This window comes from Thalassobius sp. Cn5-15 (assembly GCF_022347685.1).
GTDB lineage: Bacteria > Pseudomonadota > Alphaproteobacteria > Rhodobacterales > Rhodobacteraceae > Thalassobius.
The window spans coordinates 260,239-275,999 of record NZ_JAKRGF010000001.1 but is presented as its reverse complement, the minus strand read 5'-3'; the positions used below and the strand labels follow the sequence as shown (position 1 = coordinate 275,999).

The 15,761-nt window shown below is 57.3% G+C and carries 11 protein-coding genes; 2 read left to right on the top strand and 9 right to left on the bottom strand.

Annotated features, from left to right (window positions below):
* Positions 1-158: 158 nt before the first annotated feature.
* Complete coding sequence (locus MHM86_RS01320; protein ID WP_239195004.1) at positions 159-797, bottom strand: TetR/AcrR family transcriptional regulator; 639 nt, start codon at positions 795-797, stop codon at positions 159-161.
* A gap of 127 nt (positions 798-924) precedes the next feature.
* Between MHM86_RS01320 and MHM86_RS01315 the strand changes: the two genes are divergently transcribed.
* The gene (locus MHM86_RS01315) at positions 925-2,484 is read left to right on the top strand and encodes a trimethylamine methyltransferase family protein (RefSeq protein ID WP_370643981.1); all 1,560 of its coding nucleotides are present in this window, start codon (positions 925-927) and stop codon (positions 2,482-2,484) included.
* An 87-nt stretch (positions 2,485-2,571) separates the two neighbouring features.
* Entirely contained in the window at positions 2,572-4,617 is a 2,046-nt protein-coding gene (locus MHM86_RS01310) for an NADH:flavin oxidoreductase (protein ID WP_239195003.1), read from the top strand.
* A gap of 293 nt (positions 4,618-4,910) precedes the next feature.
* On the opposite strand, the gene MHM86_RS01305 is transcribed toward MHM86_RS01310, so the two are convergent.
* From MHM86_RS01305 to MHM86_RS01270, 8 genes are all read right to left on the bottom strand, one after another.
* Positions 4,911-6,389 (bottom strand): sulfatase-like hydrolase/transferase, encoded by a 1,479-nt coding sequence (locus MHM86_RS01305; protein WP_239195002.1) that lies wholly within the window; start codon positions 6,387-6,389, stop codon positions 4,911-4,913.
* A complete protein-coding gene (phnX, locus tag MHM86_RS01300; RefSeq protein WP_239195001.1) occupies positions 6,364-7,152 on the bottom strand; it encodes a phosphonoacetaldehyde hydrolase in 789 nt (262 codons plus the stop codon). The genes MHM86_RS01305 and phnX overlap by 26 nt, the downstream gene beginning before the upstream one ends.
* A gap of 14 nt (positions 7,153-7,166) precedes the next feature.
* Positions 7,167-8,354: a 2-aminoethylphosphonate--pyruvate transaminase gene (locus tag MHM86_RS01295; protein ID WP_239195000.1), complete on the bottom strand. Its 1,188-nt coding sequence runs from the start codon at positions 8,352-8,354 to the stop codon at positions 7,167-7,169.
* Between the two features lie 96 nt (positions 8,355-8,450).
* Complete coding sequence (locus MHM86_RS01290) at positions 8,451-10,385, bottom strand: ABC transporter ATP-binding protein (protein WP_239194999.1); 1,935 nt, start codon at positions 10,383-10,385, stop codon at positions 8,451-8,453.
* Positions 10,385-11,548 (bottom strand): ABC transporter permease, encoded by a 1,164-nt coding sequence (locus tag MHM86_RS01285; protein WP_239194997.1) that lies wholly within the window; start codon positions 11,546-11,548, stop codon positions 10,385-10,387. Before MHM86_RS01285 ends, MHM86_RS01290 begins: the two co-directional genes overlap by 1 nt.
* Before the next feature lies 1 nt (position 11,549).
* Positions 11,550-12,542, bottom strand: a complete 993-nt coding sequence (locus tag MHM86_RS01280) for an ABC transporter permease (RefSeq protein WP_255722988.1) — start codon at positions 12,540-12,542, stop codon at positions 11,550-11,552.
* A gap of 89 nt (positions 12,543-12,631) precedes the next feature.
* On the bottom strand, positions 12,632-14,683 hold the full coding sequence (locus MHM86_RS01275; RefSeq protein WP_239194995.1) for an ABC transporter substrate-binding protein: 2,052 nt from the start codon (positions 14,681-14,683) through the stop codon (positions 12,632-12,634).
* A 92-nt stretch (positions 14,684-14,775) separates the two neighbouring features.
* Positions 14,776-15,675, bottom strand: a complete 900-nt coding sequence (locus tag MHM86_RS01270) for a LysR substrate-binding domain-containing protein (RefSeq protein WP_239194993.1) — start codon at positions 15,673-15,675, stop codon at positions 14,776-14,778.
* Positions 15,676-15,761 lie beyond the last annotated feature (86 nt).

Below are 15,761 nucleotides of genomic sequence, written 5' to 3'. Positions count from 1 at the left end.
GCGTCTTACTACGGCTCAGAACGCGCGGTTTCAAGCCTCAAATCATGTCGGCAGGCAGGTTTGGCGGGCAAATGCTGTCAAAACGCCGTGCGTCGGGGAGCGGTAGGCGGGCGGGCTGCGGTTTCGCCCCGTCAAAGGGGGGGACTGTCGACGACTGTTCAGGGGTGGCGGGCCTGAAAACGGCGGCATTCACGCTCGGTCGGGCGCTGACCGCAATAGGCCTCGATATAATCGGGCATACGGGCAATCCGGCCTTCGCGATCCTCTTCGATCTGCATCGAGATATAGCCGACCTGCGCATATAAAACGGTAAGCGCGCGGACCTCTGATTGGGTTGCGTCAAAACCGAACCGCAGAAACATCGCCTTCAACGCCTCTTTGCGGCACGAATCCGCCTGATCTACGCGCTGGCCCAGATCCGCATCATTACGCGCCCAATTACGGATAGCCAAATCAAGTGGTGCATCGAACAGGTCGTCATCAATCCAGCAGTCGAAGAGATTAAACACCGCTTCGGCGATGCTTTCGGCGTAGGCCTCAGTGCGGGCAATCAGGTTGCCCGTGTTTTTCTGCTCCCACCGTTTGACCATCGCTTCCAGCAGCGCATCGCGATCCTTGAAGTGCCAGTAGAAGGAGGTGCGCGACACGCCCAGTCGTTTGGCCAGCGGCATGATTTTTACCGCGTCTACCCCTGCTTCGGTCAGCAACTCATAGGCCGCCTGCAGCCAATCTGCCTCTGACTGGCGATCAGGGCGATCAGAACGAATGAGGTCAGGCGTGGGATGAACAGGTTCCATGCCCTGTGGCTAACAAAAAGCAGAGGCATATACAAGTAACTTGACATATATGTCGATTCTGTGGACGCTACTGTCAAGAGGGCCTCAATAGCGCCCCAACTCCCCGCCATCAGCAAGGAGGAAGCTTGTGACCATCGCCCAACGCTCCAGTCGTGCCGCACGCCGCAAGTCCGGTCGCGGCACCATCGCCCCCGGTGCCAATCCGCATCTGCGTGTACCTTATATAACGCGGGGCATTCCAACCTATGATCTGCTGAATGACGGCGCGCTGGAACAGATCGAGGACACCGCCGACCGTATTCTGGCAGAGATCGGGATTGAGCTGCGCGAGGACGCAGAAGCCATGCGCCTGTTCAAAGAGGCCGGTGCGGAGGTGCGTGAGGACAGCGCACAGGTCTGGCGCATACGCTTCCCGCGCGGCATGATCCGTGACATTCTGCAAACCGCACCCGCGACATTCATTCAACACGCCCGTAATCCTGCAAACAACGTGCAAATCGGCGGTGATGCAATGGTGCTGGCCCCAGCCTATGGCAGTCCCTTTGTGATGGACCTGGATCAGGGGCGGCGGTACGGCACCATTAAGGATTTCCAAAACTTCGTCAAACTGGCGCAATCCTCGCCGTGGCTGCACCATTCTGGCGGCACCATTTGCGAACCCACCGATATCGCGGTGAACAAACGCCATCTGGATATGGTGCAGGCTCATATTCGCTACTCTGACCGCCCCTTCCTCGGCTCTATCACCGCGCCTGAACGGGCCGAAGACAGTATTCATATGTGCCGCATTCTGTTCGGCGCGGATTTTGTCGATCAGAACTGCGTCATCATTGGCAATTTCAACACGACATCGCCCCTCGTGCTGGACGGCGTGACATCCGCAGGCATCCGCGCCTATGCGGCGGCGAACCAGGGGTCGATCCACCTGCCCTTCTTGCTGGGCGGGGCGGTATCGCCGCTGACAATGGCAGGTTCCATCGCGCAATGTCTGGCGGAAACCCTGTCGTCCTGCGCATTAGCGCAACTGACGCGGCCCGGCGCCCCCGTGGTGATGGCAGGGTTCCTGTCGTCGATGGCGCTGCGGACTGGCTCGCCGACCTTTGGAACACCAGAACCCGCGCTGGGATCACTGGTGATGGGGCAACTGGCACGACGCTATAGGCTGCCACTGCGCTGTGCGGGCAACTTCTCCACCTCCAAAATGCCAGATGGGCAGGCGATGCAGCAGGCAATGATGTCGATGATGTCAGCGGTGCAAGGGGGGGCGAATTACATTCTGCATTCGGCTGGTTTCCTCGATGGGCTGCTGTCGATGTCTTATGAGAAGTTCATGATGGACCTCGATATGTGCGGCGCGTTGCATGCCTATATGCGCGGGCTTGTCATCGATGAGGACAGCCTGGGGTTTGACGCGCTGGCGCAGTTCGGGCCAGGCGAACACCTCTTTGGCACCGATCACACGCTGCGCCATTATAAAACCGCCTATTGGGACAGTGGTTTCAACGACGACCAACCCTTTGAGACATGGGACGAGACAGGCCGTATTGACGCCAGCGCCCGCGCCAATGCCCAATGGAAACAAGTGCTGCGTGACTATGAAGCGCCGCCATTGGATATCGCCAAAGATCAGGAGATCATGGCCTTTATCGAGCAGAAAAAGGCATCGATGCCGGACGCGTGGCACTAGCCACGCCATACGCCACCGTATTCACACCCTATGCATCCGTATTAACCTTTCATTGACCAGCCACCCGCGAGAGCAGAGACGCCAGAAATGACCCAAGACCCGCTGCTGCAACCCTATCAGCTGAAACACCTGACACTGCGCAACCGCATTATGACCACCGCGCATGAACCCGCCTATCCCGAAGACGGCATGCCAAAAGAGCGCTACGCCGCCTATCACGCCGAACGCGCGAGGGCGGGCGTGGCGCTGGCGATGACCGCAGGATCCGCCGCCGTCAGCCGCGACAGCCCGCCGGTCTTTAACAATATCCTCGCTTACCGCGATGATGTGGTGCCTCATATCCAACGCCTGACGGATGCCTGCCACGAACACGGCTGTGCGGTGATGATCCAGCTGACCCATCTGGGTCGGCGCACGGGTTGGAACAAGGGGGACTGGCTGCCCTCTGTCTCGTCCTCGAAACACCGTGAACCAGCACATCGGGCGTTTCCGAAACTGGCTGAGGATTGGGATATCGACCGCATCATCAGCGATTTCGCCGATGCTGCAGAGCGGATGAAGGCAGGCGGTATGGACGGAATTGAGGTGCAGATTTACGGCCACCTGCTCGATCAGTTCTGGTCGCCGTTGACAAATGATCTGGACGGACCTTTTGGCGGCGCGACGCTTGATAGCCGCATGGCGCTGCCAATGGCGGTGATTGATGCGATGCGCAACCGTGTCGGCAACGACTTCATCATTGGTGCCCGCTACACGGCGGATGAGGCGGAAGCAGGCGGCATCACCGCCAGCGAGGGGATCGAGATTTCAAAGCGGCTGGCAGACAGCGGGCAGATCGACTTCCTCAACGTGATCCGCGGCCGCATCCACACGGATCCTGCGATGACAGATGTGATCCCCGTGCAAGGAATGAAAAACGCGCCGCATCTGGATTTCGCTGGCGAGGTGAAAAAAGCGACCGGCCTGCCCACATTCCACGCCGCCAAGATCCCCGATGTGGCCACCGCGCGGCATGCAATCTCGGCCGGTTTGCTGGACATGGTGGGAATGACGCGGGCACATATGGCCGACCCGCATATCGTGAAGAAGATCGTTGAGGGACGAGAGGAGGACATTCGCCCCTGCGTCGGCGCCACCTATTGTCTGGATCGCATCTATCAGGCGGGCGAAGCGCTGTGCATTCACAACGCCGCCACAGGTCGCGAATTGACCATGCCGCATGAGATCCCCCCCGCAGAGACACGTAAAAAAGTGGTCATCATCGGCGCCGGCCCCGCGGGGTTAGAGGCAGCGCGCGTTGCAGCAGAACGCGGCCATGATGTCACGGTGTTTGAGGCACAGCCAGACCCCGGTGGGCAGGTGCGTCTGACCGCGCAGTCAAAGCGGCGGCGCGAGATGATCAGCATCATCGACTGGCGCATGGTGCAATGCGCGGCGCGGGATGTGGAATTTCGCTTTAATACATGGGCAGAAGCAGAGGACATCACCGCCCTCTCTCCCGATGTGGTGATTGTGGCGACAGGCGGCATACCGAATACGGAGCTATTTGAAAGTGGCACGGAACAGGATCAGGTCATCACCGCTTGGGATCTGATCGCGGGCGACGTGAAACCAGCACAAAACACCCTGATCTACGATGAAAGTGGCGACCACCCTGCCCTGATGGCTGCCGAAGTCGCCGCTGAGGCCGGCGCGCGGGTCGAGGTCATGACGCCGGACCGCACGTTTGCCCCCGATATCATGGGAATGAATCTGGTGCCTTACATGCGGGCACTACAGAAAAGCGATGTGACCTTCACGGTCGCCCGTCGTTTGCTGGGGGTTGCCCGCAATGGCAATCAGCTGCGCGCCACGATCGGCACCGACTACAGCGACCATCGGCAGGACCAGCACTATGATCAAGTGGTGGTGAACTATGGCACCCTGCCGCTCGCGGATCTTTACTTTGATCTGAAACCGCTGTCGCGCAATCTGGGCGCGGTGGACTATGACGCGTTGATCGATGGACAGCCGCAACAGGTCGTACGCAACGCCGAGGGTACTTTCCAGCTGTTTCGCATTGGCGATGCGGTCAGTGCGCGCAACACCCACGCAGCAATCTATGACGCGCTGCGATTGATGAAGGATGTCTAAAGGATATCCATGCACATTCTGCCGCCTCAAACCAGCAGCCTGAGGAACGTTATCCCCAAGCTGCATTTTTCAGTGAATTCAGAAAATCGCCACCCGGCCTGCGCCGCGGTCACCAAAGCGCGACCGCACCTCGTGCATGTCCACAATAATCCGCCCCTCAGACAGATCCTCAAACGTCTGGCGCGCGTTTCTCACGGTGCCCTACAGTTGCCACTCAGAAAATTTCAACCTCATAAGACGTCATTGGGAAACTGCAATGGCGGGGCGCCTGATAAAACCTGGCTGATTGGCTTTCAAAACTGTGCTGAACGGCTTTTTCTCATTCTGTATGAAAGTGCCTCAGCTTGGAGCCGATGTGTTCTGGTTTGCTCTCCTGAAGCCAAATTCTGGGTGCAGTTCGGATCTTTTTCGACGTCAAACAGCATCGGTTCGATATCCGTCGCGAAATGCGCAAGCCGGTATCCGTCTTTCTCGAACGCGAGGGCGCGGCAATGATCAGATGGGCACTGCCAAGCGGTTTCGAAACGTCCCTGGCCGCTTTCGGATCCAAGCTCAAGCTCGACCATAGCAGCCTGCCCGTAGGGCTGGTCAGGTGCCAAGAGGTTGCTGCCCTGCATCTCGAACGGCGGAGCGGCACCAAGCGCCGACAGAACCGTAGGGGCGACATCAATGGATTGGGTCAATGCGTCGATCTCTTCGGGCTCAAGATCCGGATGCCCGATCATTAAGGGCACATGGGATGCGGCGCGGAACGGGGTCTGTTTTCCCCAAAGGCCAAGATCACCCAGCATCTCTCCGTGATCGGCAGTCAACACGATCAGCGTGTCGTCCATCTGCCCCGCATTTCGCAACCACTCAAAAAGTCGGCCAATATGATGATCAACCTCTGCGGCAAGCCCCAGATAGGTGGCCCGGCAGAGAGCGATCTGTTCGGGTGTTATGGCACTTTGCTGACCATCGAACCCCCAGAACATATCCGTTCCGCTAGGGCCGGAATGATAGGCTTCAAAAAACGGATGCTCAAAGCCCGCCTCAACTGGCGGTGGGATATCCTGCGGCTTGATCAAATCGTTATAGGGCGCCGGAGCAACGAACGGAGGATGCGGCCGGATATAGGTGACCATAGCAGACCATGGCTGTGACTTGCGCACATCCAGATGCGCCAATACCCGATCAGTCAGATACGCGGTATCACTGTCCTGCGCATCATAGAGCGCCGGCCCTCCGAGGGTATCGTTCTGAGGCCTGTAGAGCGCAGTGAGGTCGCCCCCCGCATCCGGCACGTCATAGCCACGCGATCTGAGATGGGCGAGCCACTCCCACGCTTCCTCGCGCATCTCGGTGACCTCGGTGATCCCCGCAATCGGCCCTGTATAGGACAGATGCGCAGGGTCATTCGGGTGCAGACCTCTGGGGTCAGGCTGCGTGTCCGTATAGCCGAACAACAACAGCTCTCGCCCGATGGTACGCAGCGCGGTTGCAAGGTTGGGCATATCGCGCCGTAGCGGAATACCGTTTTGAACCGATCCGTGGTTCATCGCGTGCTGGCCCGTTAGCAGACTCGCACGTGCAGGACCGCAGGGCACGACAACTGTATGGTGGTTGCGGAAATGCACCGATCGCGCAGCCAGAGCGCGCATGTTGGGTAAAGGCACATTCCGCCCCAAAGCGCCCGTCAGAAGGTCCGCGCGGAATTGATCGATGACGATGAATAGAAAATTGCGCGGAGCCTCCTTGAGCATGGGATCAGTCCTCTGCGCCGTCCAGTTCACGGATCAGCGCGGGCAGATCGGCAACCGTGTCGATCACATAGTCCGCACCGGCGTCCTTCAGGATCTTGGTCGCATGCTGGCGCAGCGAGTCAATCTCGTCTGCGGACAGCTGAGCCAGTTCTTCCGGTGTCTTGCCAACCGCATTGCCGGACATAGATACGCCCACAGTCAGGCAGCCAGCAGCGACGCCTTCCTTGATGCCCGGTTCGGTATCATCGACTTTGACGATTGCCGCAGGTGGATAGGCCACCAGATCAACCATGCATTTATACATTCCAAGCGGGCCCGGTCGGCCTTCGGGCAGGTCGTCGGCACAGATCAGATTGTCCGGCTCATAGCCCTGAGCGGCGGCAACCGGCAGGACATTTTCCATGATCGAACGTGTGTAACCCGTGGTCGATCCGATCTTCAGGCCCATGGACCGCAGATCATCAATCGCAGCCTTGCCACCCGGAACCAGTTCCGCGTAGTCGGCAGCGACGCTTTCGTTCATCGGCACAAAGATCTCATAGACCTTGTCGACGTCCTGATCAGTTGGCGCATTACCGTATTTCGCTTCCCACTGGGCCGCGATTTCGGGCATATCCATCATGGAGCGGATGTGATCCCATTTGGGCGCGCCCATCGGTGCGCGGGCCTGTTCGATCGTGGTTTCGATTCCGAACTTGGCGAAGACCTGCACAAACACACCCATCGGTGCGAAGGAGCCAAAATCGACCATTGTCCCCGCCCAATCAAACACGGCGGCTTTAAATTTGCTCATTGTCTTTCCTTTCGTCAGGCAGGTTCGGCCTGTTTCTGTTTGAGGGTGTCATCCGAAGGGCTGGCATTGTCGACCCCCATGTCCCGCAGCACGTCAGCTGCCGTGTCAACAACCGCTTGCATCACATGTGCATCGACCTGCCCGATATGGCCAACCCGGAAGCTTTCAGCCGCCGTGAGTTTGCCGGGATACAGGATAAATCCGCGCGCTTTCATACGATCATAGAAATCCGGGAACGCAAAACGGGGGTGATCTGGGCAGAAGAAGGTGGTGATGATCGGCGACAGCCACTCCTCGTCCAGCAAAGTGACGAAGCCCAGTGCACGCATCCCTTTGACCAACGTCTTTCGGTTTTCCAGATACCGCGCGCCCCGTGCGGCAACGCCGCCCTCCGCCTCATGCGCGCGCAGCGCTTCGATGAACGACGCAACCACATGCGTGGGCGGGGTAAAGCGCCATTGACCTGTCTTCTCCATCGCGGCCCATTGCGCGTGAACATCCAGGCTCAACGAATGGCTGTTGCCTTCCGCGGCCTTGATCGCATCTGTTTCTGCAATCACAAAGCCAAAGCCCGGCACGCCCTCAATGCATTTGTTGGCCGAGCTGACCATCGCCTGAAACGGGATCACATGCGGCTCAAGCGGGACAGCACCGAAGGCCGACATGGAATCAACCAGCAGCTTGCGGCCAGCGGCCTGCGTCGCATCCGAGATCTCTTGGAGCGGGTTGAGGATGCCTGAGCTGGTTTCGCAGTGAATGGCCAGCACATGCGTGATGGCGGGGTCGGCCTGCAGGGCGTCTGCCACCTGATCCCCACGCGGAGGCAGATAGTCCCCCATGTCGATCACTGCACAATCGCGGCCAAGATAGCCCAGAGTCTGCACTGCGCGTTTACCATAGGCGCCGTTGCACAACACCAGAACCTTGCCATCTTTGGGGACAAAGCTACCCAACATCGCTTCGACAACATATGAACCGCTGCCCTGCATCGGCACACAGTCATAGCGGCCTTTCTCCGGCCCCAGAATATCCAGCAGGCGGCGGCGCATTTCGGCAGTCATGGCGCGAAAATCGCCATCCCAACTGCCCCAATCACGCAGCATCGCCTCTTTCACGGGCAGTGACGTTGTCAGCGGCCCGGGAGTCAAAAGATACGGTTCGCCGAGATGCGGTTTTGGTAATTTTTGGGTTTGATCAGTCATGCCATTCATCTTCTATATGAAGGTTTCTACAACATAGCTTTGAGCTATGGCGGGGCTACAGTTTTCCTGTGGCTCCCGCAAGGGTATTTCCGCCGGTTAAGCGGGTTCCAGCGACTTAGTTCTTTGCACGGTCGCCTGCTGATCCAGATGGCAGGCAACGAAGTGCCCCTCATCCACTTCCACCAGTTGGATCGGCTCATCGGAGGGCTGATCCGGGATGCGCAACGACACCCCGTCCGGGCTTGAGGAGGCGACGGGATGGATCATGCCGCCCTCAATACCGGTCGGCTTGAATTCAATGTCGGGATCGGGATGTGGCACGGCGGACAGCAACGCTTTGGTATAAGGATGTTGCGGATTGAAAAAGATCTTGTCGGTCGGGCCATATTCCATGAACCTTCCTCGATACATAACCGCGACCCGGTGCGATATCTGCGCGACCACCGCCAAGTCATGGGCGATGAACAGGAAGCTGACCCCCAGTTCGGCCTGCACGTCCTTCAACAGCGCGACGATCTCAGCCTGAATCGACACATCCAGCGCCGAAACGCATTCATCACAGACAACAAACTTGGGCTTGGACACCAACGCGCGCGCAATACAGATCCGCTGCCTCTGGCCACCGGAAAACGCATGTGGGAAACGGCGCAGATGCTCCAGATCAATCTTGCAACGCGCCGCGATTTCGCGCACCCGTTCGTCAATCTGCTCCCTGTCTTTCATCAACCCCGAGGCCACCAGCGGTTCGGCAATGATGTCCCGCACCGTCATTCGCGGGTTCAAGGAAGAATACGGGTCTTGAAAGACGAGGCTCATTTCCGGACGGAAGTTGCGTAGCAACTTGCCACCCAGATTGTGCAACTGGACTGGTCGTTCATGGAACGCCATGTTGATCTTGCTGCGCACCTCGCGCAGTTCCGCTTCGGATGCGTGAGCGAGGTCAATGTCACCCTTGTTTTTCCGGTGAAAGATCACCTCGCCTTCGCTGGGATCAATGGCGCGCAGCATCGCGCGCCCAACGGTGGTTTTGCCCGATCCACTTTCGCCGACCAGCCCTACCGTCTCACCTTTCAGGATGTCGAAGGTAATGTCACTCACCGCACGGACCGTCTCAACCTCAGTGCGGAACAGCTTCTTGTTGCGCAACTCAAACTCAACGCCCAGATTGGTGACGTCCATCAGCTTTCTGGCCTTCTTCAACGGCGCAGGCGGGACAACCTTGTCCAGCCGTGGAACCGCGTCCAGCAAACGCTGGGTATAGGCCTGTTGCGGGTTATTGATGACTTCGCGCACAGTACCGCGCTCGACAATCTCGCCTTTGTACATCACCGCAATATCATCGGCGACCTGAGCGACAACTCCCAGATCATGGGTGATGAAGATCATGCTCATCCCAAGCTCGGATTGCAGGTCGCGCATCAATTGCAGAACCTGTGCCTGAATCGTCACGTCCAGCGCGGTTGTTGGCTCATCCGCGATCAGAAGTTGCGGACCGGCCGACAAGGCCAGCGCGATCATCGCGCGTTGCCGCATACCGCCTGACATCTCATGTGGGAACTGATCGACGCGCACAGACGGGTTGGTAAGGCCCACTTTGTCCAACATCTCGATCGCCAGCTCACGTGCCTGCCGTTTGTTAAGGCCACGATGTAGTCGGATCGCTTCCATGATCTGGTTGCCGATGGTGTAGATCGGCGAAAAGCTGGCCATTGGTTCCTGAAAGATCATCCCAATCTCGCCGCCGCGCACCACGCCCATACGCGGGTCACGCGCACGCACTTTGGCCAGGTCGATGGATTGTCCATCTTTCATCACATAGTTGATCTGGGATTCTTCAGCGATGCTGGCGGTCCCCGGCAGCAATTGCATAATCGCCTTGGTCGATACGGATTTGCCCGAACCACTTTCGCCAACAATGCCCAGCGTCTTGCCCTTTTCCAACGAGAAAGAAACATTACGAACTGGCTGGATCAGGCCCTCATCCGTGCGGAAATTCAGGGTCAGGTTCTTGACGTCGAGTATGTTTCCCATCACTTCGCCTCCGCATAAGGATCGGCTGCATCGCGCAGACCGTCACCGATTACAGTAAAGGCCAGGACGGCCACCACCACGAACACGGCGGGAATGAACAACCAAGGAGTTTGTTCGATCGCGCGGACCGATTGCGCCTGTTGCAACAGCACACCCCAAGAAACTGATGGTGGGCGCAGGCCCAGACCTACGAAGGACAGCGCGGTTTCAGACAGGATCATGTAAGGGAACGAAATCACCAGATCGACAATGATGAAGCTGGTGAAGCTGGGCAGCATGTGCTGGCCAATAATGCGCTTTGGACGCGCGCCGGCAAGTCGCGCCGCGACCACGTAGTCCTCGTTACGGATGGACAGAAGCTGCGACCGGATACGCCGCGCCAGTGTCGGCCAGCCGAACAGGCCCAGGATCAGTGTCATCGCGAAATAGACCTGAGTGGTCGACCACTCTTTGGGCATGGCAGCGGCCAGTCCCATGTACAGCGGGATAATGGGCACAACCCGGATCACCTCGGTCACGCGCTGGATCACGTTGTCGATGATACCGCTAAAATACCCGGCGATCCCACCGATGATCAGTGCCAGCACAAAGGAGATCAGCACCCCGATCACACCAATTGAAAGCGATGTGCGCGTCGCGTAAACGGTACGCGAAAACACGTCACGTCCCAGATCATCTGTCCCCCAGAAGTGAATTTTCGCATCCGGGTTCTGCAATCCGATCAAATGGCGGTCGGTTGGGATAAAGCCAAGAACCTTAACCTCGTCGCCTTTTACGAACAGTCCCAAATAGTTACGCACGTCAGGATCAGGCACTGAGATGGCCCGTAGGGTCACCGGATCACGTTCGGTTTTGGTGCCGTTGATGAAGGGCACGATAGAACAGCCGTTGTCGTCGCAGAACCGGGGAATTTGCGGCGGACCTTCGATATATGATGTGTCGCGCGTCACGGGGCCATAAGGGGCCACGATTTCGGCAAACAGTCCGGTCAGCGCCATCACCCCCAGCACAATCGACGCATACATCGCAGCCCGGTGCTTCTTGAAGCGCCACCAGATCAGGGTCCATTGCGAAGCCGAATAGTACTTCAGCAGCTGCTGACGTTCTTTTTCTGCGGCCCGACGCTGGGCCGGGGTCATTTCGGGATCTGTCATATCGGTCATGTCACGCCCCCAACTTGATGCGTGGATCCAGCCACGCCAGCAGCAGATCGGAAAGGAAATTCATAAAGACGATGGCAAAGGTCAGCATCAACAGGATCGCACCAGCCACGTTCATATCGAGGTCGAGATACGCTTTCAGCAGCAACTCGCCCAGTTCAGTCAGCCCCAGAACCACCGCTACGATCGGCAATTCCGAGAAGATCCGGTTCACGTCGAACCCGATGGTCGAGACGACCGGGTTAATCGCCAGCCGGGCCGGGTATTTGATCAGCAACTTGCGCTCGGGCACGCCGCGTGCACGGGCTGCGGTGACGGACAGCTTGTTCAGCTCATCGGACATGGTCGCGCGCACAGTCTGGATTTGATAGGCCACGGCCGACCAGGCCAGCACCACCGCGGGCAACCAGAGGTGTTTCAGCATGTCCCAGACCTTGGCCATGCTCCAGGGAGCGTCCTGATACTGGGCCGAGAACAACCCGCCAATATCCGCCCCAAACCACCGGTTGGCAAAATAAAGCATCACCAGTGCCAATAGAAAGTTCGGCAGCGCGAGGCCCAGATATGAGAAAATAGTCAACCCGTAGTCAATGGCCGAGCCGCGTCGCACGGCCGCATAAATCCCAACCGGGATTGAAATCAGATAGGTCAGGATCAGCGTCGCAAACAGAATACCCGCGGTCAGCCAAACCTTGTCGCCGATCACCTTGGTCACAGAGGTTTCAAATGCAAATGCCTGCCCGAAATCCCAGCGCAGAACGATGCCGCCAATCCAGTCGAAATAACGCAGAAGCATCGGTTTATCCAAGCCCAGCTCTTGGCGGATGGCCTGCACATCAGCTTCTGTCACGTTGACCCCGGTGCCCGAGTATTTCCGAAACGCATAGCGATCGGCGTAATCTCCCGGCGGGATTTCCATGATAAGGAATACCATCATCGATACCAGAAGCATCGTAATGGCCATTCCTATGAGTCGTTCGGCGGTGAATCTTAGCATACATCTGTCCCAAAATTGCAGCGTGGACTGCAAACACCGGGGCGTCTGCTGCAAACGCCCCGGAATAAAATGTCAAACCTTTATGGTGGTTACTGTTCCAGCCACCACTGCGAGGGGCGGTAGGGGTAGGCCCAGTAGAAGTCATAGGTTTTCGACTTGATGGGTTTGACGTTCTGCAGATCGTTGCGCCACAGGAAGGGGGAAACGATGTCACCGACGGTGCCGATCTTCAGCATGTTATCTGTGTGGATCTTAACGATTTCCGCACCGATTTCATTGCTGGCATCCGAGCCGAACTCAACCTGAATGAACTGTTCGCTCAGATCCCACAGCTTTTTGATATCCGCCGGGGGCTCAATGCCTTCCGCGCCATCGGTCTGTTTCCATGTGGCCCATTTCGCGCCGGTGCCCGGGTTGAAGAAATCACCAAAGGGCGGCACGAAAACGGTCACATCCTGCGAGATGGTCGGACCGGTATTGCCATCATATTTCCAGGTCGTCAGATCCAGATCGTTATTGTTGCCAGCTGCGCGGTATTCATCCGAGGTCACCTCTTTCAGGTCAACGCGGACGCCCACTGCGGTCCAGTAGTCGCGCACCAGTTCCATCATTTTCACCGGCACACCCTGCGAGGAGTACACCAGACGAATAACCAGCGGCTTACCATCCGGGCGCTCAAGCGTCCCGTCGCCATCGCTATCGCTCAGACCCATTTCAGCAAGAAGGGCCTTGGCACCCTCGACATCATAGGCGATGTCTTTGTTCAGGATGTCATCCGAGATGAAAGAAACCGTCTTGGGTTCTGCCGGAACACCCTGCAGCGGTGTGCCCTGACCCAGATAAACAATCTCGTTGATTTCATCGCGGTTCATTGCCAGCGACATGGCACGGTTAAAGCGCACGTCGTTGAAGATTTTGCGCAGAACCTCGTCGTTATGGGTACGGTTGAACGAGAAGAACACGTTTTCGCCCAGAGTCGGAGCGAACTGGATCGTGTAGCCGCCCTTGGCTTCGTTCTCTTTCAGCAGCGGGAAGTCTTCCAGGAAGATCGCCTGCTGTTTCCAGACAACCTCACCGTTCATGACCTTGAGGTTCTGAACTTCCTTGTCGCTGACATAGCTCTCAACGATTTCGTTGATATAGGGCAGCTGGTTACCTGCAGTGTCGACTTGGTGGAAATAGGGGTTCGCCACCAGTTTACGGCCTTCCGAGGTTTCTTCTACAACGATGTAGCTTTCCAGGGTCGGCACAACCGCGCGCCCAATGGCCGCGGCCTTGTCGGCATCTTTCAGCAGCGGCGAAGGCACGTCTTTCCAGTCCGAACCACCGTAGTAGAAATCAACCGCTTCGGCACCGTTGGCGAAACCGTATTCCTGCGCCAGCGCGTCAGCATTTTCGTTGTATTTGGGCATAAACTGACCCAGGAAATGCTTGGGCTGGAACGGCTGGCCGTAGTCGACTGCAAAGCGGTTCAGAATGCCCGGCGTCGGCACCGGGAAGGACATGCGCACGGTCACATCATCGACCGCCTCAACCTTGATCGGCTCGCCTGCGAACAGCCAGCGATCCGGGGTTTTTTCCAGAATGTCGGTGTTCAGCAGCAGATCATTGTACCAGAAGGCAACGTCTTCGGCGGTGAAGGGCGCGCCGTCCGACCACTTGTGGCCTTCGCGCAGTGTGATTGTCAGAACGGTCTTATCTTCGTTCCACTCCCACGCTTTGGCGATGTTGGGAACAACCGTTTGCAGGTCATCCGCATAACGCACAAAGTTTACGTGGCGTACGGACAAAAGGTCTGATGTGCCCGACTCTGTCGCTTTCGAGATGCCGGTGATTGCGCCACCATACTGGCCGATGCTCTCATAAGGCATCAAAACCAAAGGCTCGGCCGGCAGGCGGTCTGCAACAGCAGCAAGATCAGCATTGCCAAGGATTTTGCCATTCAGTTCGGCAATCGCAGGGTTTTCCGAGAATTCAAGGGTGCAAGATGCGCCCGATTGCAGCTCAGTCAGTTCCAGCTGCTGCGGGAATGCGGGTTTCAGCCCCATTGGCTCCGCGACGGTTGCGACTGGGCAATTTGCCAGCGCAGGGACCGCAATCATCGTTGCGGCAGTGGACATCAAGATAAGACGGATCGACATGACAACCTCCAGGTTTGTTTGACGATCATTTACGCATGAAATGTAACAGTTTAATAATTACTGGCAAAAAATAGGTTTAGGCTATGTTTGGCTTAGCCATCCATACCGTCAAGAGTTTTTTGTGTTATTTCATAGAAGTTACTGACCGCTGACGATCCTGCCATAGCAGGCAATGCAACGAGAAACTGATGCGCACCCAGATTTTTGTCATCAATTGGTATGAACATCAGATCCTTGTCTGTGACCATCAATTCTGATTCGAATCCGACGCCCTCGCCCACCCCAGCGCGTACGAGCGATGTTATTGACCCCCAGGACCCCAGACCCAAAACTGTATCGGGCACGATCCCTGATCTGGCTGCCGCGCTTTCAAATATCTGACGTGTACCAGCATTTGGCTCACGTTGAATAAGCCTGAGGTTCGCAACCTCTTTCCATGTCAGGCGTTCCACCCCGGCCAGCGGCCCGTCCCGACGTGCCACAATGCCAACCCGAAAGGAGGCGACTTTCCGGCAAAACAAATCATCTATCGCGTCACAGGCGGTCACAAAGGCCACATCCAGATCACCGGCACGCAGCAATGGCAGAAGGTCCAAGCTTGCCATCGCGCGCGCGTTCAACGTCACGCCAGGGTATGTTTGAATGAACTTAGCGATAGGCGGCATGGCGATCTGATAAGTTGAATAGCCGACCCAAAAGCTTCCGGATTTCAGACCCTTTCGGTTACCAATCTCCAGGTCGACCTCGGATTTCAGGGCCAACAGAGCCTTGATCTGTGGACGCAGTTTCTCGAACATCTCGGTTGTCTCGATGCCCTTGCTGCCCCGCCGCAAAAACCGGCACTCGGTTTGGCGCTCAAGGGCGACAATCAGGTTTGAAACTGTGGGCTGAGACACACCGAGTTCTTCTGCCGCTGCGGTAAAACTACCTGTACGCGCAACCGCCTCGAGTGCTCTGAGCTGGCGAATGCTCGGTTCGACATTGCTGGGCATACTTATTTTCCCCTCGTAGCGCTCAATGTGCTTGATCTGTGTGAAACAAACGGTCCTGAATAGAATCAAGTTGGCATGATCTATGT

Excerpts from the sequence above, each read along its gene's own strand:
- MHM86_RS01275 (WP_239194995.1), bottom strand. The coding sequence starts at position 14,683 with ATGTCGATCCGTCTTATCTTGATGTCCACTGCCGCAACGATGATTGCG.
- MHM86_RS01320 (WP_239195004.1), bottom strand. The coding sequence starts at position 797 with ATGGAACCTGTTCATCCCACGCCTGACCTCATTCGTTCTGATCGCCCT.
- MHM86_RS01270 (WP_239194993.1), bottom strand. The coding sequence starts at position 15,675 with ATGCCCAGCAATGTCGAACCGAGCATTCGCCAGCTCAGAGCACTCGAG.
- MHM86_RS01285 (WP_239194997.1), bottom strand. The coding sequence starts at position 11,548 with ATGACCGATATGACAGATCCCGAAATGACCCCGGCCCAGCGTCGGGCC.
- MHM86_RS01310 (WP_239195003.1), top strand. The coding sequence starts at position 2,572 with ATGACCCAAGACCCGCTGCTGCAACCCTATCAGCTGAAACACCTGACA.
- MHM86_RS01280 (WP_255722988.1), bottom strand. The coding sequence starts at position 12,542 with ATGCTAAGATTCACCGCCGAACGACTCATAGGAATGGCCATTACGATG.
- MHM86_RS01290 (WP_239194999.1), bottom strand. The coding sequence starts at position 10,385 with ATGGGAAACATACTCGACGTCAAGAACCTGACCCTGAATTTCCGCACG.
- MHM86_RS01295 (WP_239195000.1), bottom strand. The coding sequence starts at position 8,354 with ATGACTGATCAAACCCAAAAATTACCAAAACCGCATCTCGGCGAACCG.
- phnX (WP_239195001.1), bottom strand. The coding sequence starts at position 7,152 with ATGAGCAAATTTAAAGCCGCCGTGTTTGATTGGGCGGGGACAATGGTC.